Origin of the sequence: Pseudoalteromonas sp. KAN5 (assembly GCF_022846535.1) — a bacterium.
Taxonomy (GTDB): Bacteria; Pseudomonadota; Gammaproteobacteria; order Enterobacterales; family Alteromonadaceae; genus Pseudoalteromonas; species Pseudoalteromonas haloplanktis.
Genome location: NZ_AP025589.1, coordinates 942,725 through 965,876, shown reverse-complemented (window position 1 = coordinate 965,876; position 23,152 = coordinate 942,725). Strand labels below are relative to the sequence as shown.

The following is a 23,152-nucleotide window of genomic DNA, read 5'->3' as shown; positions in this document are numbered from 1 at the left end:
ATAGTTCAGCCGATGTAAGGGCGAATAATCACCCCTTGCTCTCCTTTTACTTCTTCCATTACTACATATGTACGGCTTTCGCTCACATTTGGCAGCTTTAATAAAATGTCGCCTAGTACACCACGATACTCAGACATATCATTTACCCGCGTTTTCAATAAAAAGTCAAAATTACCCGACACTAAATGGCATTCAATAATTTCATCGTGCTTTTTAACTGCGGCGCTAAATTCATCAAATACGTCTGGTGATGTTTTAGTTATAGTGACTTCAACATACACAGAGAGACCTTGGCCAAGCTTAGCTGGGTCAACCACGGCTTTATAACCTACAATGTAACCCTCTCGTTCAAGCTTTTTCACACGCTCTAAACAAGGGGTCGCACTTAATCCTACTCGTCGGGCCAGTTCGACATTTGAAACTCGGCCATCGTGTTGTAATTCCATCAAAATCTTACGGTCAATACGGTCTAATAACTCATGCATAGGCGCAACTAGTTTTTTATACTATTTAAATCACATTTGCAGATTATATCACTAGCATACCAATTAAAAAAGGTGAGACACACTGGCTTGTCATGAATATAATAGTGAAAAATTTTATCCCGTTCTAACAAGGCGAAATTATGATTATTGGTGTACCTAAAGAAATAAAAAACCATGAGTACCGTGTAGGTATGGTTCCTGCGAGTGTTCGTGAATTAGTGAACCACGGCCATCAAGTATTTGTTGAAACTGATGCAGGTATGGGTATCGGCTTTACTAACGAAGACTACATTCAAGCAGGTGCAGAAGTGTTAGCAACAGCTGCTGATGTATTCGCTAAAGCTGAAATGATCGTAAAAGTAAAAGAACCACAAGCTGTTGAACGTGCAATGCTTCGTGAAGACCAAATTCTTTTCACTTATTTACACCTTGCACCTGATCTTCCACAAACTGAAGATCTAGTGAAAAGTGGCGCAGTATGTATTGCTTACGAAACGGTGACTGATTCACGCGGTGGTTTACCACTACTTGCACCAATGAGTGAAGTTGCTGGTCGTATGTCTATTCAAGCAGGCGCACAAGCCCTTGAAAAGTCTAACCACGGCCGTGGCATGTTACTTGGCGGCGTACCTGGTGTAGAGCCTGCTAAAGTTGTAGTGATCGGTGGCGGCATGGTTGGTCGTAGTGCTGCGCAAATGGCTGTTGGCCTAGGTGCTGATGTCGTTGTGCTTGATCGTAACATCGACGTATTACGCGCACTTGACGCACAGTTTGGTAATAAAGTAAAAGCAATTTACTCTACTGCAGATGCGCTTGAAAAACACGTACTTGAAGCTGATTTAGTTATCGGTGGTGTACTTATTCCTGGTGCTGCAGCGCCTAAGCTTGTTACTGCTGAACACATTAAAGCAATGAAGCCTGGCTCTGCAATTGTTGACGTTGCAATTGACCAAGGTGGTTGTATCGCAACTTCTAAAGCAACCACGCACGCAGATCCGACTTTCATCGTTGATGACGTTGTGCACTACTGTGTAGCTAACATGCCTGGTGCAGTGCCACGCACATCTACGTTTGCACTTAACAATGCAACACTGCCTTTCATCATTAACCTTGCGAACAAAGGTTACAAGAAGGCATTACTTGATGACGCTAACTTCCTTAAAGGTCTAAACGTGATCAAAGGTCAAGTTACTTATAAAGAAGTAGCTGAAGCATTCAACATGCCATACGTTGATCCACGTACTGCTGTTGAAAGCGCATAAAACTAGCGTTTCGAATAACAAAAAGCCTGTGAGTTTTGCTCACAGGCTTTTTTTATATCATTAAAAATAAATTTATAGCCTACACTGCGGGTTTTTACCTGCAGCTTTTGCAGCTTGCTGCTCATTCAATGCTTCTGGTAGTTTTGCTTGTAACTCTTTAATTCGATTACCAGGTGCAGGATGAGTAGACATAAACTCAGGCGTACCACTACTGCCCGCTTTGCTCATATTTTGCCAAAGAGTGACCGACTCTTTTGGATTAAATCCCGCTTTTGCCATTAGATCTAAGCCGACTTCATCAGCCTCAGATTCATGCGAACGGCTAAATGGTAAAATTACACCGTACTGAGCGCCTAAACCCAGTCCTTGCATAATTTCATTACGGTATTGCACATTGCCCATTTCAAGCGCCACACTGCCCGCTTGCATACCTGTTTGTAACAGTGAACTTTGTGAAACACGCTCATTAGAATGCTCAGCGATAACATGGCCTACTTCATGACCAATAACAGTGGCGAGTTGATCTTGGTTTTCAGCGACTTTTAATAACCCTGTATGCACACCAATATAACCACCTGGCAGTGCAAATGCATTCGCAGAATCTTCTTCAAACACAACAACTTCCCAAGCTTGGCTTGCATATTGTTGTGGCAATACTGCAATTACATCATCAGCAATACATTTTACATAAGCATTAACTGCGGGATCATTATTAATTTTTTGATTCTTTTTCATGTCAGCAAAACTTTGCTGGCCCATTTGACTCATTTCTTGATCAGAATAAAGTGCAATTTGCGTACGCCCTGTAGGTGATGTTTTACACCCCACTAATACTGCAGTGGCAAGCACAGCCAAAACTAATTTTTTCATTGGATTCCCTCAACTAACATTTAATTACTCCTAGAATAGCAAACCACTGTGCGATTGAACATATTGCAATAACAGCTAAACGCAGAAGTCATGTTATTTATATGTTAAAGATGATAGTTAGCGTGCAAACTAAGTACCCAAGGGTCTTTAGCGCTGTTACAATATAAGTCTCTTTTTATTTAATGGGTGAATCATGCAAGACTCGGTCTCTTTGAATAAACGCATTCTGTTACCATTACTTGCCAGCATTGTAGCAATTACGCCTTTGGCAATTGATATGTACTTACCTGCAATGTTAGTTATTGCTAATGATCTCAATACCACTATGCCCAACGTACAAATTTCGTTAAGTTTGTATTTAGCAGGTTATGCTTTAGGCATGCTATTTTTTGGTCCAATTGCCGACCAAATTGGTCGTCGTGTACTCACCAAAGCTGGCTTGGCATTATTTGGTTTAAGCTCTGTCGCATTGGCTTTTTGTAATGATATTCATCTATTTTGGGCGCTTAGGGCTGTTCAAGCGTTCACTGGTGCCGCTGCAACTGTTGTGGTGCCGGGAATAATTCGCCATATTTACAAACAAGATACCGCTAAAGGTATGTCTTATGTATCAATGATCATGATGGTTGCGCCTTTAGTCGCGCCCACCGTGGGCTCTATGATCATGGGGTTATCACATTGGCAAACTATCTTTTTAGTACTGGCTAGTTACAGCTTTATGATCCTAGCACTTGTGCAAGTTTACCTGATCGATATTCCCATTTTTAAAAGCCCACTAAAAGGCTTTGCGCTATTTTTTGATAGTTATAAAACGGTGTTTAAAAATAAAGATACCCGTGCAGATATTGCCAGTTCGATGTTTGTTTCATTTGGTTTTTTCTGCTTTTTAACCGCAGTACCATTTGTATACCTTGATTACTTTAAAGTGTCAGAGCAGTTATTTGGGATTTTATTCGCATTTAACGTATTAGCGCTAATGTTCGGTAACTTTTTAAATACCCGACTAGTGCCAAGGGTCGGTTCTCGAAAAATGCTCTATTATGGTTTAGCCGTTGGCTTTGTAGCTGGAGCTGCGTTACTCACATTTAGTCTATTACACCTATCTCTGTTTTTTATTGTTGCTGCAATTGCGCCACTAATGATGAGCTTAGGGGTAACGGCAAGTAATGCCGATGCACTGATCTTAATGCAATTTGCAGAACGTTCAGGAACTGCTACAGCAGTTATTGGTACTTTACGTTTTGGTAGCGGCGCATTAGTAGGACCTATATTAGCGTTAATGCATGCACAAAGTGCAGTTCCGTTCTCAAGTTTAATGTTCAGTGCCTTAGTACTTACACTAATTGCTCAGCTTTGGCACCGCGCCAGAAACAAAAAAAATGCCCGTTGTTAACGGGCATCAGATTGTTGAAAAAGGGCTAGACACAGATCGAGCCCTTTGATCTAATAAGCAGAGTGAATTTGGAGAGTTCATTATGCTTAGAGATAAAACCCCGCAACAACATGAATTAGAAATGGTCGCAATTGACCAACTTGTTCCACAAGACCACTTAGTACGACTCGTAGACTTAGCTATCGACTTTGAATTCATACGTGATGAAGTCGCCCACTTATATTGCAAAAATAATGGCCGACCAGCCGTAGACCCTGTCCGCTTTTTTAAATACCTATTCTTAGGTTACTTGTTTGGTATTCAAAGTGAGCGCCGCCTTATTAAAGAAGTGCAAGTGAATGTTGCATACCGCTGGTTCTTAGGTTTAGGGCTCACCGATGACGTTATCCATCATTCGACACTGAGCCAAAACCGTGTAAAACGCTTTAAAGACAGCGGTATTTATCAATCGATTTTCGACAATATAGTTCGTCAAGCGATGAAGCAAGGGCTCATTGGTGGGCATAGTTTATTTGCAGACAGCACCCATTTAAAAGCCAATGCCAATAAACGCCGTTATGACATTGAAGACTTAAAAGTCAGCCCCTCAGTGTATGTTGAGCAGCTTAATGAAGCCGTGATAAAAGACAGGAAAGCCGAAGGAAAAAAGCGCCTGAAGTATGAGGAAAAGGAGCCTTGTACAAAACCAACCAAAGTAAGCCGAACTGACCCAGACAGTGGGTTTATGGTGCGTGATGAAAAGCCAAAAGGATTTTTCTATTTAGACCATAGGGTTGTGGATGGCAAACACGGAATTATCGTTGATACACATGCCACAGCAGGTAATGTGCATGACAGTCAACCCATCATACAACGCTTAGACCGCGTACTTGATACGTTTGAACTCAACCCCATCGCGGTTGGGTTAGATGCAGGGTACTTTACAGCCGCAGTGTGCCATAATTTAGAAGAACGACAACTCATTGGTGTCTTGGGTTATCGACGGCCAAACAAAAAGAAAGGCTATTTCGCAAAGCGAGAATACAGCTACGACGTAGACACCGATACATACACATGCCCACAAGGCGAAATACTGATTTATAACACCACAAACCGACTAGGATATCGGCAATACCACTCAACCCCGCAGACATGTAAAGACTGTCCAGTGCGGTCGCGATGCACAAACAGTAAAAACCATATCAAAGTAATTACACGGCATGTGTGGCAAGCAAGTGTAGAGGCAGCAAATGAAATACGGCTGAGCGAATGGGGTAAAAAACGATACAAACGACGAGGTGAAACAGTCGAAAGAAGTTTCGCGGATGCAAAACAACATCACGGGCACCGTTATTGTAGATACAGAGGAATAAAGAATGTCAGTGCGCAATGCTTATTGGCAGCAGCCTGTCAGAATATGAAGAAAATGGCGTTAATGAAGGCGGCCTAGCTCAATATGAGCGTAATAAATCTCAAAATCCCTCTAAGACCCCGTCATACGGCGGTAAATTCAAGAAAATTCACATCAGCACTAAAACGCAAAGAATAATAATAACAACAGAAAAATATCGCGATCGCAGCCTTCGGCTGCTCAAAAATAATAAACCCCGCAAAAAAAGCAGGGTTTATCGTCAATCTGATGCCCGTTGTTAACGGGCATTTTTTGCTTAAGCTTTAACTAAGCAGCCGACTATTCAGCGGCTTTAGAGACCATCACCATGGCAGGACGTAGTAAACGGCCATTTAGGGTGTAGCCTTTTTGCATTACAGCTAATACGGTATTAGGTGTTACATCGTTACTTGGTTGAATAGACATAGCTTGGTGAAATTCAGGATTAAACTGCTCACCTTGTGGATTAACAATTTCAACACCAAATTTTGCAACTGCATCATTGAAACTTTTCACGGTCATATCAATCCCTTCAAGCAATGGCTTTAAGGTTTCGTTTTCTTTGTCTGAGAACTCAATAGCGCGTTCTAAGTTATCGATAACAGGCAGTAATTCGTTTGCAAATTTTTCAAGTGCAAACTTGTGTGCTTTTTCAACATCCTGTGCTGCACGGCGGCGCATATTTTCTACATCTGCTGCTGCGCGAACGACACTGTCTTTTTGACTATCAATCGTTTTTTTAGCGTCTTCAAGCTCTGCATAAAGCATAGCAATTTCAGCTTCAGGGCTAATTTCGTCACCTGCATGAGCATCGGCAGCTTCTACAGCGGCTTCTACTTCGGCTTGCATTTGCTCTAACTCTTCATTTAATTCGACTTCTTGCTCTGGTGATTTTGTCTGCTCAGACATAATTTAAGTGCTCCAATTCTTTACAATTGCGGTAATTATGGGGATTGAATCAAAAGATTCAAGAGCCAGATGACTCGATTAATTTAAATTCTTGAATGATTGCTTCAATTTGCGCCGATTTCGGACAAATTACACAAAAACGACTTTGATATTCCTGATTTTGAAAATACGGTACGCTTATCACCATCAGTTCATCACAATCCGTAAATGGCAATTGCGCAGTATTTAAAACTGACACACCATTTTTAAATGCCAACTTATCTTCGACAAAGTTTAAAAATGAAACCCCTATATTTAAGCTTTGCTCACAATCAATTTGTCGATATAAATAATTTTCGCCAACAACAATACTGTTATCTGAACCTAGCTTTTGGCTCAACTCTCGTGTCCATTGATGGAGAGAGTCATGGCAATTACGGGGGGCAGTATTGGCCATCGCTTGCATACGGTACAAGCCTTCCATCAAAGTTTGTTGACTAAATACCGTATTAAGCCAAGTTGCAAATTGATAGCGTAAAGTATCAGATGCTTCATCCGGTTTGTGAATGCAGATATTATGGCTTTGCCCTGCTCTATCAAGCAATAAAATAAGCCAATCATTGCTGTCAAAATCTAACACTTCAACACGAAAAACATGCTGCGAGCTTACTTGTGGCAAACCAACACAACAGCACACTTGATAGCGCTGGCTCAAACCATGGGCAAGCTCAACTAATTGTGCCTGCGCTGGTTGCCAATATTGTGCAATTTCTGCAAGTGGAAAAAACTCACTTAACCAATAATCAAAACCTGCGTTGGTCGGCACACGCCCAGCTGAGGTGTGCGGCGAGTATAACAAACCTATTTTTTCAAGGCGTGACATTGCATTTCTGACCGTTGCTGAGCACACAGCCATGCCTTTTTGTTGAGCAATACGGCTTGACGCCACGGGTTGGCCTTCACCATTACAATACAGGCTCATGACGGCGGAAAATATTTGCTGATCTCGAGGATTTAAATTCATAGTATCTACATCTTGCTGCATACATGAGATATCGGGGCGCAGTGAGTTTATTTCAAGGCTATCAATCAGTATTTTCAAACTAACCATTTATAGGTTACTCTATTGATATTAATACTATTGATGCATTTATCATGGAATCACCGTTTAAAACCATAGGTTTAATTGGCAAACCAAATCACAATGGCGCAGCAACAACTTTACAACGCTTATACACGTTTTTAAATGCGTTAGGTTTTAACGTTTTGCTAGAGCAACGTACCGGCCACCAATTAGCTGATGTCCCCAAAGAGAAACTAGTCAAGCTGACTGAGCTTGGGGAACGTGCTGATCTGGCCATTGTTGTCGGTGGGGATGGTAATATGCTCGGTGCAGCTCGTGTATTAGCCCGTTTTGATGTTGCCGTAATTGGTGTGAACCGTGGTAATTTAGGTTTTTTAACAGATTTAGACCCTGAAGGTTTTGAAGCCAGCCTAGAGCAAGTATTGAGTGGGCAATATATTGAAGAAAAACGCTTTTTACTTGAAGTTGAAGTATACCGCCATGCCGAATTAAAGAGCGCTAACTCAGCAGTAAACGAAGCCGTCCTACATGCTGATAAAGTTGCTCACATGATAGAGTTTGAAGCATTTATTAATAACGACTTTGTATTTTCGCAGCGCTCTGATGGTTTAATAGTATCAACACCCACGGGCTCTACCGCCTACTCGCTCTCTGGGGGCGGGCCAATTTTAACACCGGAATTAAATGCAATATCATTAGTCCCCATGTTCCCCCATACACTTTCAAGTCGTCCTTTGGTCGTTGATGCAGATAACGAAGTACGTTTGAAACTCAGCCTAGAAAACACCGATAGTTTACAAGTAAGTTGCGATAGTCATGTGGTGCTTGCTGTATTACCTGGTGATGAAGTGCTAATAAAAAAGGCTGACAAAAAACTGCGCCTGATCCACCCTAAAAACTATTCGTATTATCATGTATTAAGAACCAAGCTAAATTGGGGCAGCCGTTTGTATTAATTTTATTGCGCTTATCCATACTTTAGAGCAAAATAGTTTAAAAATTATTTGTTACCTTTTCAGGGAAATTAACACATCATGACTTATGTTGTTTTCTTGGCTTTGTTATTATTGATCACCTTACTTGGTAGCTATTTAGTGATTGAAAATAACCGTCAAAAAGCACTCGCAGCAAAAAAGAAGTTGTTCAATACCCGCGTCAGCGAAGTTAGTGCGAATGTAAAATTTAAACTCAATGAATATTACGAAGCAAAAATAATTCGCCCAAAATACATTTCTCGTATTCAAGTCATTGTTGGTAATTTTTTTGTTGTACAGACTCATACAGATGAAAATTTACTTTATTTAGAGCGCATTGTAGAGTCGCTGCTTAGTACCATTAATAGTGAACTGGCAAAAACTTATGTTACAGGTGAACGTGATGCACTTGCAGAGCGCTTAGATTTTTTTGTCAGTGAGCTACCCACTGCAGGCTTAGCGTACAACAAAACGTTTTACCATGAAGTATTACCCTCAATGATCAAAGTTTTATGTACTAACGAATTATCAGCCAACCCTAATGATTATGAAAAGGCTGTTGATCCTGAAAACAATTTTGACACTTCAGTAAATGAACATTAAATAAACTCATTAATATATAAAATTTAATTTGCAAAAAACCTAAACACTGTATAAATTAACAGTTAATTGACTGGATGGATAAACAGTATGTTAATTGGTTTAGAAATTAAAAATTTTGCAATTGTGAGCAATTTAAGTACCGAGTGGCAAAGTGGCATGACTGCTATTACGGGTGAAACGGGTGCGGGTAAATCAATCGCCATTGATGCCTTATCACTGTGTTTAGGTGAACGCGCAGAAGCCTCAGCTGTACGACCAGGCACCGAGCGCGCAGAAATTTGTGCGCAGTTTGATATTGCTGCACTGCCCCTCGCTCAGCAGTTTTTAGAACAACAGCTATTAAGTAATGCAGAGCAAGAGTGTTTATTACGCCGCGTGATCTGTAAAAACGGTCGTAGTAAAAGCTATATTAATGGCAGCCCTGTCACCGCAGCTCAGCTAAAAGAGCTCGGCCAATACTTGATCTCAATCCATGGTCAACATGCGCATCAACACCTGTTAAAAAGCGAGCATCAGCTACAATTACTCGACGCATATGCTGGGCATCACCCCCTTGTTGATAATGTGCGTAATAAGTATCGCCATTTTCAAAATCTACAAAAAGAATTTACAGCCCTTGAGCAAATGCAACAACAACAAGCGGCACAAAAGCAACTATTAGAATACCAAGTTGCTGAGCTTGATGAGTTTGCCTTGCAAGCCGATGAGTTTAGCGATATTGAAGCTGAGCATCACAAATTAAGCCACAGTCAGACGATCCTTGAAGCGTGTCAACGTGAGTTGCAACACTTGTATGAAAGTGACGAACAAAATGCCTGTTCAATGCTACAGCACAGTGCGCAACAATTCGCAGAGCTAGCAGGCTTTGATGAAAGCTTAAATGGCGTTGCTGCATTATTGGCAGAAGCCGCTGTACAAGTAGAAGAAGCAAGTCGCGAAATTCGTAATTACGCTGAGCAAACAGAGCTTGACCCTAGTCGACTGCTTGAAGTTGAAGCCCGTTTGAGTGGTGCAATGGATCTTGCGCGTAAACACCACATAAAACCTGAGCAACTGGTTGAGTTTCATCTGTCTATCAGTCAAGAGCTTGAATCAATAAGTACTAACTCTGCAAGATTGAATGAACTCAATGATGAGATCAAAACTGCACTTGATGACTATCACACTGCTGCAACAGCGCTCAGTGTAAGCCGCCAAAATGCCGCTCATACTTTAAATGAATTGATCAGTGCAAGTATGGCAAATTTATCGATGGAAAACGGCCTGTTCGAGATTGCACTAAAACAAGATCAAGACCGAGCACCAAATAGCTTAGGTTTCGATAGTATTGCCTTTTTAGTTTCAACTAACCCAGGCCAGCCGCTACAGCCATTATCTAAAGTTGCCTCAGGTGGTGAACTGTCACGTATAAGTTTAGCGATCCAAGTGATTATTGCCCAAAAAGTGACAACTCCAACACTTATTTTTGATGAAGTCGATGTGGGTATCTCAGGACCAACCGCTTCAGCTGTCGGTAAGTTGTTACGTCAACTTGGTAAATCGACTCAGGTAATTTGTGTGACTCACTTACCACAAGTAGCAAGCTCCGGACATCAGCAATTTTTTGTCGCAAAGGAAATAGCAAATGGTGAAACCTTTACGCACATGCAGCCACTAAATAAACATGGGCGTATAGATGAAATTGCCCGCTTACTTGGCGGCGATAATATAAGTAAGACAGCCAAAGCTAACGCCAAAGAACTCATTATGGCGCATGCTTAAAACTATTACTTACAAAGCAAGAATACCATTTAACATGCCCCTTTTATAAATTACTAGCAAGCCTTACAGTGAGTTGTAAGGCTTGAAAGCGAACTTAAGTAAACCTTTATAATGATGAAAAAAACAGACGCAACAAAATTAATAGGCCTATTGTTCAGCTTGATACTACTGACAGGTTGCAACGAAGCTTTAATCACGGGAGGACCATCAGCCTTCATGTCATGGCAACCACTTTTGATCATTACTTTAAGTTGCTTGATGTTAATCCCCATATTGAGTTTAACACTGCTAATATTTAGCCAGTGGAAACATCTTCAGTTTAAAATCACACTACAACGTTACTTACATAGCTCGCTTATTTTAATGCTTGCTATTGGCTGGTTTATAGAAGTAGGACTTGCACAACACCATGATAATAAGGTGAATTTAATTATTACCTTGTGTGCATTAGCTTCACAACTGGCCTTAGTTATCTTTGCATTTATACGTGTAAATAAGCAGCAAAAAATGCTCTATCGCGCTAACAACTTTTTATAACCGATTGTTAAGCAAGTTAAATAAAAACATTTAATTTACATAATTGACACATAGCGGTTACCCGCATAAACTCTAGAAAATAATAAAATCGATGGAGTGAATAATGAACGCTACACAATTAAAACGCTGTTATGCAACATTACAACTGGGAGTCGGTAAAGCAGATGGGCGTCTCACCCTGACAGATAATATATTGCATTTTGAGGCACTTAATAAGCAACTTAGTCTAGGTTGTTATGCGATCAAGCTTAATAATATTTCTCATGTGGAGAAATGCTCTGGTAAAGCCAGCGGTTTGATCCCAATTACAACATCGGGAATTAAAATAACCACCAAAGAGAACTATCATTTAGAGTTCATTTTAGCTGAGCCTGATGAGTGGCTTAATTGCCTACAAGCAGCCCACTAAATTGGTTGCTATTGTCTAAACTCAGGTTATGTACAAAAAATATAATGCCTTTTAGCGTTGCCGCTTGCTAAAAATTTAGAGCTGTAAACAATAACAGGCATTAACAGCCTCCATATTTTGACCACATTTGCACCCTAAAATTATAAAATACGCTCTCTAAATTTTTATAATTCTATGCACCGACTATTATTAGCTGCTCTGTTAACTGTGTCTTGTTATACAACATGCACTGAAAACTATGATTTGAGTGCTATAAAACAAAAAATCAAACAAGGTGATTTAGTCACTGCAACTACCCAGTTAAAAAGCCTAGCTAAGCAATACCCTACTTCATTTAACATTTTATTAGAACTTGCTTCAGCGCTACGAAAAAACGCGCAGCATACGCAAGCAATTACAGTGATTGCTCCATTACTAAACTCGCACACATTGTCGAGTAAAGAACTTTTTAGATTACATAGTGAACTGGGGATCAACTTTCGGCGTATATTAGACACTCATCAAGCAAATGTTCACTACACAAAAGCAAAAGAGTTAGCACTGCAGCTAAATGACAAAGAATTATTAGCCCGTGCCCATGCTAACTTAGGCGTGTTATACGACACACAAAGCAATCTAGCTCTGGCTATGCAAGAGCAAACAGCTGCATTAGAATTATTGCAAAACAGTACTAATTGGGAGTTGCAAGCAAGTGTTTATTATAATTTAGGTGACATGTCCCTTCGCTTGAATAATTTAGAGCAAGCATCACATTTTTTTTTAAGGGCGCTAGAAAGCGATAAAAAATCTGGTGATAGATATAATATTGCGTCAACCAGCTTAAGCTTAGCAAAAATTACAATTAGGCAAGAGAAATACGTACTGGCTATTGAGCAATTACACGAGACAATCGAGTACCTCACCCCCCTAAATGCGACTCAGCAACTTTCAGTGGCCTATCGTCAATTAGCCATTGCATACCAACACACTAATCATTTTCAAAAGGCACTCAATAACGCTAAACAGAGTGTCTACTTTTCATTAAAAACAGATTCTCCAATTTATAAAACCTATGCATATATGCAGTTATTAGAACTTTATTTATTACAACAAGACATCCCCTCGAGTAAACATACCTTAGAGCAAATAACTTTACTACTCGAGGATATTGATAATGAAATTCTAACCTTGAAATTCCATCGTTATAACGCGCGATTTTTCGAGCTTAGTGCACAACTAACTGATGCTGTTTTCCATTATAAAAAAGTAGACTCCTACCATAATATTATTCAAAAAAACTATTTAAGTGAGTCGACCGCTAACCACATGAAGCAGGTCGATGCGCTGGTCCAGCGACAAAAGCTAATTACATCAGAGCAAAATAATGCAATCACCAAGGCTGAGCTTAAAAGCCAGCGATTAGAAAAGCGAGTGTGGTTATTGGGCTATTCGATTATTTTTATCCTAAGTATCTTGCTCATTAGTCTTTATTACATAAAACATAAACGGGCGCATTATAAAGCTAAACTTTATCAAGCTAGCTTGGATTTAAAAGACAAAATGCTTGCCGATATTTCCCATGAATTAAGAACACCGCTGAGTGTACTTAAGTTAAACATCGAGGCCCTCGAACATGATTTACAAGAAGATAAGTCTCTCGCTTATCTAAAAATAAACGACAAAATAAGTCAACTTAATAACTTAATTAGTAATGTTTATCAGCTATCACAAGTTGATAATTGCTCAATGAGTTTAAATAATCAAGTGCACCTTGTTGGCGCTTTATTTAAACCATACGCTGACGATTTACAAACAATGGTAACAACAAAAAACTTAACCTGCGTTATAGATAATACAGTCAGCGATAAGCAAAGTATTTATATTGATAAGCAAAAACTTGATCAGATCATTTATAACGTGTTCAAAAATGCCTGTTTATATACCGACAGCCCTGGATTCGTTCGCCTCAAGGTGCGTTTAAACCCAACTCAGCTATTTATTCAAATAGATGATAGCTCTCCAGGTGTGCCTCAACCCCAGATACAGCACTTATTTGAAAGGCTCTATCGGATTGATAGCACACGGTCAAAATCCGTTGATGGTAGTGGGTTAGGTTTATCTATCTGTTTAAGTTTAGTTAACTTAATGAAAGGGTCTATATCATTACATAAAGGCAAATTTGGTGGGCTATGCGTCAGGCTCTTATTACCCCTTCACTACAGGAAAAATAACGATTAAATTTAGATTGTTATCCATTTTTCATCCACATTCTCTTGCTTTAATTAAGCGATTAAAACAAGGAGAATAAAGATGACACAGCGTACATTAAAACACCGAGATTGGGTAAAAATTATCGATCATCGCCAGCAACAAATTAAGCCAAAACCTAAAAAACAGGTAACAGTTTTGTTTAAGTGCACAATTGCCGCTGTAGCGTTACTAATAGTCGGTTTAACTATCAGTACACTTTCTCATCCAGATCAATACCCGCAACTATCTATACAGCAACAACAGAATGTACAACAGCACTATACAAAGAAACTCATGACTGGTAATTGGCAGTTTAGCCATGCTGATTTTAAATTTAACCAGATCAAAATTTATATTAACTTGCCGAACTCTTTACCACTTGAAGAGTCGGTGCTAACACACTATATACAACAAACATTATGCCCAGCAAAAAGCGATCAATTATGGCACATCATTGATAATCGTAATTTCATGATCCACTTATTTACAGGTAGCTCAATACGCACAGGGCAAACTATAAAATGCATTACTCACGGGTAATGAAAGATAAAATTATATAACAATGATTCGACATAACGCTCTATTCTTTCAGCGTATAACACCACGTAAATTTGCATTTGCGTGGTGTTATCAATAACGCTAAAGCTAGTTAGTTACTCGAGTATAACTAACATTTGTCATTGTTACTTTAGACGTCGTAATGCCCAAGTCTTCAAAACACTCTTTGAATGAGTTTGAATTACCTGATTCACCACAATCATCTAATGTAGATGTATCTTGAGATTGCAAGTAATTACCAAACTTAAAGTATGATGCCGAATCATCTTCAACAGGAATACCAAAACTTGAACCTAACGCAGATACATCTACGTCGCCGTAATTATTAACAACTTTTAAGTTAAACGAACCTCCACTGCGAATTGTACCTAATGCATATTTCTCTTCATTGCCGCTGGTGTTACGCAGGCGCACATACACATCAAAAATACCATTGCCAGCCACACTGTCATCAAAACCAGATTCCGCAGAATCGGACACATAAACTTTCATTATAGTGCCCGTGTCACTGGCATGGTGCTGAGCAATAATTGTTTTACCGCCATCCGACATTTCAACCTTAACACTCGCTTCAAATACTTCATAAGTATCGGTCATCGCTACTCGTAAGCTAGATTTGACTTTATATTCATGACGCCAACCATTTCCATTTGGCGTGATGTGTTGAGCTTCAAGAGGTACAAATACAAGTGTGCTGTCATTAACTAATGGATTAGGATCATTACCTTCAAGATCAAAAATGCTACCGCTGGTTATGCTACTAGGAATCGTTGTACCATCGCCATTGCCGCCACTATCACCGTCACCATCGCCCCCAGTTGAGCCACCATCACTGCTGTCGGTTTTTACAAGAGAAAAATTATCAAAGCGAACATCACTTGAGTTGTTATCGTGCTTTGCGAAAACTTGCAAAGAATCTGTATTTGCCGAAGTGAATGTTTTAGACACTTTGGTCCAAGACGAAACATTAAATTTTGTGTTCTTAAATAATCCATTAAGATCATTAACGCCAATTTGCCCTTTACCTAGAACATAAGCGCTTAAGGTATATTCGGTATTTCTTTCAATATCGACAACCTGATGTACTCGTCCAGGACTGCCTTGGATCTTTAAAGAACTCGATCCTTGATAGGCGTCGCCTGAAATCGCAGCTGGATCAACCTCATTCCAATCGCTCCAGCCATTTTCAAAACCCGAGTTATAAATAGTAGCCGCTTGAGCAGCACTCGAGCATGCAGCCATTATTGATAGAATCAGTAGACTTTTTTCTTAAACATTATCTTTATGTCTCCTAACTTATACATTTAGGAAACCTAACTGCTTGACTAAGATTTGATTACTTAGTTCTAGGTTACAACTTTGTACAAGTTCAATGGTGTATTGTGTGTAAACAATTGGTAATAACAATTTTCTTTTTAACAGCATAAAAAGAAACAAATTAAATTACCAAGCAAGCCAAACTGGATAACCAGAAGGTAAGCAAAATGTATATTACCAGTTAACTTTTTGCAACACCCAGTAAAATAATAAATAAGTAGTATTACCATTTATATTAATTTTTCAACAAAAAATAAATTTAATAAAATCAATGGGGATATAAATTTAGCAATAAAAACACACGTTGAAAATCAACCCAAAAGAATTAAATCCAAAACTTTATTACTATAAAAAATAAGTAATGAAATTGTGAAATAAATTGTAATCGTCATGGAAAATGTTGCAATGTTAATTATTGGTAATACAAAAAGAACATAAAAAAGAAAATTGGATAACCAAAAACATAAATAAAAACAGTATTCCAACAGTTAAAATAAATGCTTTAAAGCAAGTTGCTGAATGTGAGTATGCTGTACCAAACGCGTAATAGTCGTTAGATACTTGGACTAACAAAAACTATAGGGATAGAGTCAATAGTAGGCAATGATGGGAGCGCATTAAAAAATTACTGCGTAACGCGCCTTATATATGACACAGCCATAAGCGACTTGCTAACAGCCACAACGACAGACGGAGTAAACGAATTTGTTTATTGATTTAAGTTGACCGTCACTAAATAAAAACGGTCAAATAGAATACTAGTACATAATGATAAAGTTAAGGCTCGTTTGTGTTCTAGCTAATTCCACTGAACTAAGGTTATTTGACCATCACCTATATATTCAAAAGTCACGTTAACCAAACCACCACTATTATTTAAATTAACTAAACCGTCACAGTCTACACCCATTTGGCACTCAAAGGGCTGCCCTAAAAAATAATAAACACCTGACTCTTTTGTAAATGTCCACTCTAATAACTCTACTAAGCTATATTCATAACGAGTGCCAACGTTATCTTCTATGTCTGATATGACGTTTTCGATAGAATATTGAAGACTTGAGGCATCAGCGAGAGGATTGATTATATCTGTTATCTTTAAAGATAGTTGGTAAGTATGCCCCCAAACGAAATCAAACCCTTCAATGGAGTCATAAAAGTAACTGCCAACATCATCATCTTGGATTATAAGGCAAAGCTGTTGACTTACACTAACACAAGGTGTTTTGTAAGATGCAAATGTTTTGGTATCAAGTGATGAAGTACCATTATCGTCATCGCATGAAATAATTAACAAGCATGTGATTAATAATATAACTATCCGTATGTGCATGCTATTTCCTTGAGCTATAACGAGAGCAGAGTAACTCGTCTTTAATTTATTTTTATTGACGCATTAACCATAGCCGAGATCTTATTTTGATTCAATCGGTTACTTCAATCCCACATAAAATGATTTCTGTTGTATTAATGGGCGTTTTGGAAAGGATTGCAGGTGTTTAAGTGGCTTATTTGGAGAGGTAGTAGCTTACCTTTATCCATGTATCGTGTTTTAACATATCAATATTAGCCTTCAAGTTCATTCTCATTTACTTCTCATTCCCTTCTCTTTGTGCAAAAAATCTTTTATTGAATTATTCACAAAGAGGTTAAGAGGCGCTGCGCTTTAGAGTAATACAGATTCTAGACCAAAAAAATTTACGCGGCTGGGTATACCACTACCTAATAGCCAACGCTTATCAGCTAACGGTGGATTTAGATCACTGGATCCGCCGTAGGATAAGAATGTGCTACTGGCTGCAATGACGCTCTTTTCAAAGGAATAGCACGCACAAAAGTACGCAGTTTAATGAAGTTGGGTGTTAACGAACGACTCGCCATAGCATGTGGTATCACCAGCAAGGGGCCTTGTCGAAGCTCAAAAACAAAAGGAATTAACATTGCGATAGGCAATGACTACTTAGCTTCACAAGGTTTAGTGTCATTGAGAGATCTTTGGATCAATATTCATTACGGGAGATGAACCTCCCATTGCACTTCCTGTTAATAAAAAACACATGATGGGTGGTGTGGGGGCTGGAGGAGACCTCGGGCTACCCGATTATGCGCTATTGCCTATTAAATCAGAGACTGTAACAAAGCGATAACCTTTATCTCTTAACTGCTGAACAATTAACGGTACAGCGGCTAGTGAATTAACTCTTGATTTAAACATTACATGTAAAAGAATAATTGATCCCGGCTTAGTATTTTGGACAACGTATTCGGATATATCACTTGCACTAGCATTTTTATCTAAATAAGTTTCAGGCTCCACATCCCAAGTAACGGTAGTTATATTTTTATTATTGAGATAATAAGGCAGTGCAAACAACTTCTTACCATATGGTGGTCTAAAACGTATTTCTTCTCTATAACCTGCCTGCGTAATTAGCTCATTAGTTTTTTCTAGCTCCTCTGCAACAAAGCTATAACTTTTCAAAACCATACGTTGATGAGTATATGAATGGTTTCCAATTTCATGCCCTTTATCAATGATATTTTTAGTTTCTTGAATGTTTTCTTCGATAGATTTACCGACTAGGTAAAATGTAGCCTTAATTTCTGCCTCGTCTAGAACTTTGAGAATTTCTTTTGTTTGATGTTTAGTTGGACCATCATCAAAAGTTAATGCGACTATTTTTTCAGTTGTTTCTACTCGATCAATAAGGTTACCAAAAAATTGAAACTTTTCATTCTTGCTCACCTGCCATAGAGCAATAAATATGATCAGCACTAAAGCAGATAGTTTGATTATTATATTCATGCAGACTCCATTCGCGTATCGCCTCAAACACCGGCTTGGTGAAGTTGGCGGCTTTTTTGGAACAAAAAAGGTGACAGCTTTACCAAGTCCGAGTGCTTTGACTTGATATGCTCTACTTGGAAAAGAAAACATGATCACCTGATTCTACTGGAGGCCCTTGCCAGCCCCAATCAACTTTTGTTTCTTCGTTTACAATACTTGGGTTTTCTTTTTCAAACTTTAAGCGACAAAGATACTTAAACCATACGGATTGAATAGAACCGCCATCATCACGATTGCTAAAATAAGAAAGCATTTCATTTAAATTAAGCGTTCTGAAGCGCTGGCACTCTTCTACAAATATCTTTTGCTCATTAGTTTCAGGGTTAATCTGATTTGATGCAAGAGCGCTTAACCATGCACCATATTTGTTAATAATCTCAAGCTCGGCTAACGTAAACACCTCAGTTTTACACTGCATACTATATGGCTTGTTAATTAGAGCACGATGCTCCGTAGAATGTGAGACCTTTTCATAATTTTTCGGAGAATGATTTTCTCTTGATTTGCAATTGTCAGCCAGCCGATTATCAGATTTATCCTCTTTCCTCCGAGCAAGAAAAATGCAGGCAATACTGACTAAGACTACGATTATCAATGTGACTTCAATATTCATACCGAAACTCTAAGGCTGCCGTGCATATAACGAGTCTGTAGATTAACTCGTTTTAATTTATTTTTATTGATGCATTAACCATAGCCGAGTTCCTATTTTGATTCAATCGACAACTGACTTTTACGTAAAATATAAAAGAGGATTTGCTGTTGCTTTAATCGATGTTCTAGAGGAGATTACAAGTGCTTGAGTCGCTTATTTGAGGTAATAAGGGCCTTTATTAATGTATCGTGTTTTGCAGCTTTTCTATGTTATGAACAAGGCAATACAGCTGCCATTGCGCATTCACTTTTGTTTGACCCCGTAAGGTCAGTTTATTCATGCCCTTATTGACGGTAATATTCCGCTGTTTATTTAAAGGAAAGCAGATTCTATACTGCCTAGTCGTTTGCCATTCCTTAAGTAAAAAGCTGCCGTCGCCCCATTGGACTGTCTATTTTAACTTTGATTTTTTATAGCTAACGGTGGATTTAGATCATTGGATCCGCCGTAGGATAAGAATGTGCTACTGGCGACAGTGGCGCTCTCTATAAGGAATAGCACGGACTAAAGTACGCAGTTTAATGAAATTGGGTGTTAGCGAACGACTCGCCATAGCATGTGGTATCACCAGCAAGGGGCCTTGTCGATGCTCAAAAACAAAAGGAATTAACATTGCGATAGGCAATGACTATCTACGTCACAAGGCTTAGCGTCATTAAGAGTTATTCGGATCAATATTCATTACGGGAGATGAACCGCCCATTGCACTTCCTGTTAATAAAAAGCGCATGATGGGTGGTGTGGAGGCTGGAGGTTAGAGACCTCCGGCTACCCGGTTAGCTGCGTTTCAAAATTGGTAATACTTCTGCCGTTTCAGTATCTAGCATTTCTAAAACACTTTCAAAACCATGTATAGGTGACCAACCTAATTTCTCACGTGCGAACGATGAATCATATACGCGATCTAAGCTTTGAGGTAATTGCCAGCCTCTTTGTTTAAATGCTAGAACGATTTCTGGGCACTTACGTTTGATAACCGCTCCAGCTTCAGCATATAGAGCTTCGCAATCAGAAAAATGAAAAGGTGTTGCACCTGAGATGATAAAGCGATTAAAACCGTTTAAACGTTTTTCCACTGCACATAAATGAGCATTTGCTACATCGCGAGCATCAATGCCACGAGTCAGGCGAAATACTGCCATTAAATCCGCGGGCTCAGGAAAGCATCTCGACATTTGCAGCACAGTCACGGGAAGCTGAAACAGATTTGAAATTTCTTTTAGCTTAGTTTCAGCAGCAATTTTACTTTTATGATAAATCGACTTGGGTTGTGGAGTAACTTCCTCATCAATCCAACCTGAAATATTTTTAGGTGTCGAAGCATAACCGTACAACGCCGTTGTACTGGTAAAAATAAAGTGTTTAACACCCGATTTTACGCCAGCCAAAGCCAATTTCTCAGTCGCATCTACGTTGATAGATTGAAACTCTGAATCAGGTAACAAACCAACATGAGGCGCATGAAGAGCCGCTGTATGAACGATGACATCAATATTTTCAAGAACCCTATCCATCAGAGCACTATCGCGAATATCACCAATGTAATCGGCTGTTGAGCAAGGCGTTTTATCAATGCCGACTACATCATGTGTTCGCATTAATTTAATATAGATTGCACGCCCAACTCTACCCGCTGAGCCTGTTACCAAAATTTTCATTGCGACACCTTACTAATGATTGACCTCAAAGCAGCTAACGCTTGCCTAACCGGCGCGAAATAGCAGGCTAAAATTAGCGACGAAGGAGCGCAAGCCTGCTGTTTTGCGTCCCTTGGTTTAGGCACTTGTTAGTTTTCAATGCCTACCAACAAACGCCATAATCCAATCATATTCTTCATCACTTGTTGTTTCAGTATCAAAGAACTCTGATATTTCAGCTTTCATTGCATACAACTCGTTTACTCCCTCTTCTAAGGTTGATAAATAAGTTGTATGAAAGAAGCACCCGTACACTCCACTTGTTATTGAGTATGGTGCAATATCACCACCTTTTTCCAAAGTTAGGCGAGCACCTTTGGAATGCTCCTCGTCCTTAATTATTTCACCACTTTCAGAACCTATTGTTCCAATGGTTTCTCCATTATCAGTTTGATTCCACATAGCTCAACTTTTGAAAACTAACGAGCCTGTAGAATAACTCGTTTTTAATTTATTTTTATTGATGTATTAACCATAGCCGAATTCCTATTTTGATTCAATCGGTTACTTCGATCTTACGTCAAATATAAATAGAGGATTTGCTGTTGCTTTAATTGTGTTTTGGAAGGTATAACAGGTGTTTAAGTGGCTTATTTGGAGAGGTAGTAGCTTACCTTTTTAATGCAGCCTGTTTTGCAGCTTTTCTATGTTATGAACAAGGCAATACAGTTGCCATTGCGCATTCACTTTCGTTTGACCCCGTAAGGTCAGTTTATTCATGCCCTTATTGACGGTAATATTCCCGAACACCGGTTCTATACAGCCAAGTCTTTTACTGTACTGCCGTCGCCCTATTGGACTATCTATTTTGACCTTCATTTTGTCAATGTAGCTTAGCTTTTACGCGATTCATCATTTTTAAACTGCACTTGCCGCCCAGTTTTTATTGGTGGCTTTCGCATACATTGCTGTTGCAGTGGGCATACTTTGCAATCTTTTAAATAACCGCAGAATCGCGTGTACTTTTGATTATGACTGTTTACATTAACCCCGCTTCGCCACATGGCATTGCCTGCGGGGCAGTGGCAGGTTTGGGCTGCTTCATCATAATGAAAGTCCTCCGAGGTAAATAAGCGTGGCTTGCCTTTACTGCGTTTTAATCGGCGTTTTTCTTGCTCTGTTTCATAGGTTTCGCTCTGGTTAAACAGCGGGTTTCGTTTTCTAAATTGGTTATCCGCAATATAAGTATCAAAGCCACTTTTCGCCATGTATTCTAGGTTTGCTTCGCTGTTAAACCCACTGTCCGCTGTAAATTTAATGGCGTGTTTGTCTGTTTGTTTTTCAGTTTGGAGTTTATCGAGCTGCTGTTTTAATTGCTTAACCGCTGGCTGTAAGGTTTGTTGCTCACCCACTGAGCCCCATGCCTGTGCTTGCAGTATAATTTGGTGCTTGTCGTCATTTATCGCAATGCCATTGTAGCCTTGGATTGTGCCTTTTGAGGTGGTCATTTTCGCACTATCGGGGTCGGTAATATTACTTTTTACTGGCTTACCTTTACTGCCTGTTTTTTCTTGATGTGTCGCTAAGTACTCTGTTATTTTGTCGGCACTTTTATCCAGCTTTTCTTTTTGTTTTAAATCCTGAGCTATCAACTCTTCGCCCAGTCCATCTTGTGATTTATGACGTTCAATAATACGTTTGCTTGCGCGTTCTAGCTTTGCTTTTTTACGGCTAAGTTCATCGAAAGTACCGCTCCACTCTTTACTTGCGTTGGACTTTAATTTGCAACCATCATCAATGGCAAACATGTTACGGCCTATCAAACCTTCTTCATCACATATCATCAGCACTTGAGTGAACATCGGTTCAATCTGCTCGTGCATTTTAGCCACGAATCCCGCTATTGATGTGTAATGAGGTTGAATATCGCCCGACACACTCATGAACAAAATATTGTTCTCACAGGCCTTGGCTATTCGGCGGCTACTAATTAATCCATGAGCATAGCCAAGTAAAATAATTTTTAACATCACCGTGGGCGGATACGCCGCAGCGCCTGTTTTGTCGTTGTTATACCACGCGTCAAAGCCCGATAAGTCGAGTTTATTTTCGACAATATAACAAAGGGCATATTCAAATGTTCCCGGCAAAATTTGCTCAGCGAAATTGATAGGAATGAATTTGTTTTGGCAGGATAAGTCTGGCTTGTAGTTGGCCATAACAGTTTACCGTGGGTGAATAATATCTATTAGATCACAGTGAACCAGTGGATT

General features: G+C 39.3%; 24 protein-coding genes and 1 pseudogene. 12 read left to right on the top strand and 13 right to left on the bottom strand.

Annotation, left to right across the window (positions count from 1 at the left end):
- Positions 1-5: 5 nt before the first annotated feature.
- Entirely contained in the window at positions 6-485 is a 480-nt protein-coding gene (lrp, locus tag KAN5_RS04165) for a leucine-responsive transcriptional regulator Lrp (protein ID WP_016707458.1), read from the bottom strand.
- Between the two features lie 140 nt (positions 486-625).
- On the opposite strand from lrp, the gene ald reads away from it, so the two are divergent.
- Positions 626-1,747 (top strand): alanine dehydrogenase, encoded by a 1,122-nt coding sequence (ald, locus tag KAN5_RS04160; RefSeq protein ID WP_244390566.1) that lies wholly within the window; start codon positions 626-628, stop codon positions 1,745-1,747.
- 72 nt (positions 1,748-1,819) lie between these two features.
- Here ald and KAN5_RS04155 read toward each other — a convergent pair whose 3' ends face one another.
- Positions 1,820-2,617: a M48 family metallopeptidase gene (locus tag KAN5_RS04155; RefSeq protein WP_016707460.1), complete on the bottom strand. Its 798-nt coding sequence runs from the start codon at positions 2,615-2,617 to the stop codon at positions 1,820-1,822.
- 193 nt (positions 2,618-2,810) lie between these two features.
- Here KAN5_RS04155 and KAN5_RS04150 point away from each other — a divergent pair, with 193 nt between their 5' ends.
- Positions 2,811-4,010, top strand: a complete 1,200-nt coding sequence (locus KAN5_RS04150) for a Bcr/CflA family efflux MFS transporter (RefSeq protein ID WP_016707461.1) — start codon at positions 2,811-2,813, stop codon at positions 4,008-4,010.
- 82 nt (positions 4,011-4,092) lie between these two features.
- A complete protein-coding gene (locus KAN5_RS04145) occupies positions 4,093-5,439 on the top strand; it encodes an IS1182 family transposase (protein WP_244389844.1) in 1,347 nt (448 codons plus the stop codon).
- A gap of 240 nt (positions 5,440-5,679) precedes the next feature.
- Here the strand turns inward: KAN5_RS04145 and grpE are convergent, their stop codons facing one another.
- Together grpE and KAN5_RS04135 are read right to left on the bottom strand one after the other, a co-directional pair.
- On the bottom strand, positions 5,680-6,288 hold the full coding sequence (grpE, locus tag KAN5_RS04140; RefSeq protein ID WP_244390565.1) for a nucleotide exchange factor GrpE: 609 nt from the start codon (positions 6,286-6,288) through the stop codon (positions 5,680-5,682).
- A gap of 58 nt (positions 6,289-6,346) precedes the next feature.
- Positions 6,347-7,312 (bottom strand): HrcA family transcriptional regulator, encoded by a 966-nt coding sequence (locus KAN5_RS04135; protein ID WP_029216041.1) that lies wholly within the window; start codon positions 7,310-7,312, stop codon positions 6,347-6,349.
- 110 nt (positions 7,313-7,422) lie between these two features.
- Between KAN5_RS04135 and nadK the strand changes: the two genes are divergently transcribed.
- The 7 genes from nadK to KAN5_RS04100 all read left to right on the top strand — a co-directional run bounded on the left by nadK (position 7,423) and on the right by KAN5_RS04100 (position 14,404).
- Positions 7,423-8,307, top strand: a complete 885-nt coding sequence (gene nadK, locus KAN5_RS04130) for an NAD(+) kinase (RefSeq protein WP_016707464.1) — start codon at positions 7,423-7,425, stop codon at positions 8,305-8,307.
- A 78-nt stretch (positions 8,308-8,385) separates the two neighbouring features.
- A complete protein-coding gene (locus KAN5_RS04125; protein WP_244390564.1) occupies positions 8,386-8,928 on the top strand; it encodes a hypothetical protein in 543 nt (180 codons plus the stop codon).
- An 87-nt stretch (positions 8,929-9,015) separates the two neighbouring features.
- A complete protein-coding gene (gene recN, locus KAN5_RS04120; RefSeq protein ID WP_244390563.1) occupies positions 9,016-10,689 on the top strand; it encodes a DNA repair protein RecN in 1,674 nt (557 codons plus the stop codon).
- A 258-nt stretch (positions 10,690-10,947) separates the two neighbouring features.
- Positions 10,948-11,226: a hypothetical protein gene (locus KAN5_RS04115; RefSeq protein ID WP_244390562.1), complete on the top strand. Its 279-nt coding sequence runs from the start codon at positions 10,948-10,950 to the stop codon at positions 11,224-11,226.
- Between the two features lie 103 nt (positions 11,227-11,329).
- Positions 11,330-11,635 (top strand): GRAM domain-containing protein, encoded by a 306-nt coding sequence (locus tag KAN5_RS04110; protein WP_016707468.1) that lies wholly within the window; start codon positions 11,330-11,332, stop codon positions 11,633-11,635.
- Positions 11,636-11,842: 207 nt separating this feature from the next.
- Positions 11,843-13,852 (top strand): ATP-binding protein, encoded by a 2,010-nt coding sequence (locus KAN5_RS04105; RefSeq protein ID WP_244390561.1) that lies wholly within the window; start codon positions 11,843-11,845, stop codon positions 13,850-13,852.
- 72 nt (positions 13,853-13,924) lie between these two features.
- On the top strand, positions 13,925-14,404 hold the full coding sequence (locus KAN5_RS04100; RefSeq protein WP_244390560.1) for a hypothetical protein: 480 nt from the start codon (positions 13,925-13,927) through the stop codon (positions 14,402-14,404).
- 105 nt (positions 14,405-14,509) lie between these two features.
- On the opposite strand, the gene KAN5_RS04095 is transcribed toward KAN5_RS04100, so the two are convergent.
- Positions 14,510-15,664 (bottom strand): polysaccharide lyase family 7 protein, encoded by a 1,155-nt coding sequence (locus KAN5_RS04095; RefSeq protein WP_244390559.1) that lies wholly within the window; start codon positions 15,662-15,664, stop codon positions 14,510-14,512.
- A gap of 874 nt (positions 15,665-16,538) precedes the next feature.
- Entirely contained in the window at positions 16,539-17,072 is a 534-nt protein-coding gene (locus KAN5_RS04090) for a DUF4377 domain-containing protein (protein ID WP_244390558.1), read from the bottom strand.
- Between the two features lie 326 nt (positions 17,073-17,398).
- Here KAN5_RS04090 and KAN5_RS17550 point away from each other — a divergent pair, with 326 nt between their 5' ends.
- Positions 17,399-17,545: a group II intron maturase-specific domain-containing protein gene (locus KAN5_RS17550; protein WP_347881516.1), complete on the top strand. Its 147-nt coding sequence runs from the start codon at positions 17,399-17,401 to the stop codon at positions 17,543-17,545.
- 295 nt (positions 17,546-17,840) lie between these two features.
- Here KAN5_RS17550 and KAN5_RS04085 read toward each other — a convergent pair whose 3' ends face one another.
- The 3 genes from KAN5_RS04085 to KAN5_RS04075 all read right to left on the bottom strand — a co-directional run bounded on the left by KAN5_RS04085 (position 17,841) and on the right by KAN5_RS04075 (position 19,522).
- Positions 17,841-18,545 carry a polysaccharide deacetylase family protein gene (locus KAN5_RS04085; RefSeq protein WP_138555921.1) on the bottom strand — a complete coding sequence of 235 codons (705 nt, stop codon included), beginning with the start codon at positions 18,543-18,545 and terminating at the stop codon, positions 17,841-17,843.
- Positions 18,546-18,657: 112 nt separating this feature from the next.
- Complete coding sequence (maoP, locus tag KAN5_RS04080) at positions 18,658-19,200, bottom strand: DUF413 domain-containing protein (protein ID WP_244390557.1); 543 nt, start codon at positions 19,198-19,200, stop codon at positions 18,658-18,660.
- Between the two features lie 220 nt (positions 19,201-19,420).
- Positions 19,421-19,522, bottom strand: a complete 102-nt coding sequence (locus tag KAN5_RS04075; RefSeq protein ID WP_244390556.1) for a transposase — start codon at positions 19,520-19,522, stop codon at positions 19,421-19,423.
- 142 nt (positions 19,523-19,664) lie between these two features.
- Between KAN5_RS04075 and KAN5_RS04070 the strand changes: the two are divergent.
- A pseudogene (locus KAN5_RS04070) lies at positions 19,665-19,936 on the top strand (group II intron reverse transcriptase/maturase); the annotation flags it as partial.
- A gap of 82 nt (positions 19,937-20,018) precedes the next feature.
- Here the strand turns inward: KAN5_RS04070 and KAN5_RS04065 are convergent.
- From KAN5_RS04065 to KAN5_RS04055, 4 genes are all read right to left on the bottom strand, one after another.
- Entirely contained in the window at positions 20,019-20,900 is an 882-nt protein-coding gene (locus KAN5_RS04065; protein WP_244390555.1) for an NAD(P)-dependent oxidoreductase, read from the bottom strand.
- A 135-nt stretch (positions 20,901-21,035) separates the two neighbouring features.
- Positions 21,036-21,341, bottom strand: a complete 306-nt coding sequence (locus KAN5_RS04060) for a hypothetical protein (protein WP_244390554.1) — start codon at positions 21,339-21,341, stop codon at positions 21,036-21,038.
- 216 nt (positions 21,342-21,557) lie between these two features.
- Positions 21,558-21,758 carry a transposase gene (locus KAN5_RS17530; RefSeq protein ID WP_279612632.1) on the bottom strand — a complete coding sequence of 67 codons (201 nt, stop codon included), beginning with the start codon at positions 21,756-21,758 and terminating at the stop codon, positions 21,558-21,560.
- A gap of 14 nt (positions 21,759-21,772) precedes the next feature.
- Complete coding sequence (locus KAN5_RS04055; RefSeq protein WP_279612631.1) at positions 21,773-23,098, bottom strand: transposase; 1,326 nt, start codon at positions 23,096-23,098, stop codon at positions 21,773-21,775.
- Positions 23,099-23,152: the final 54 nt, after the last annotated feature.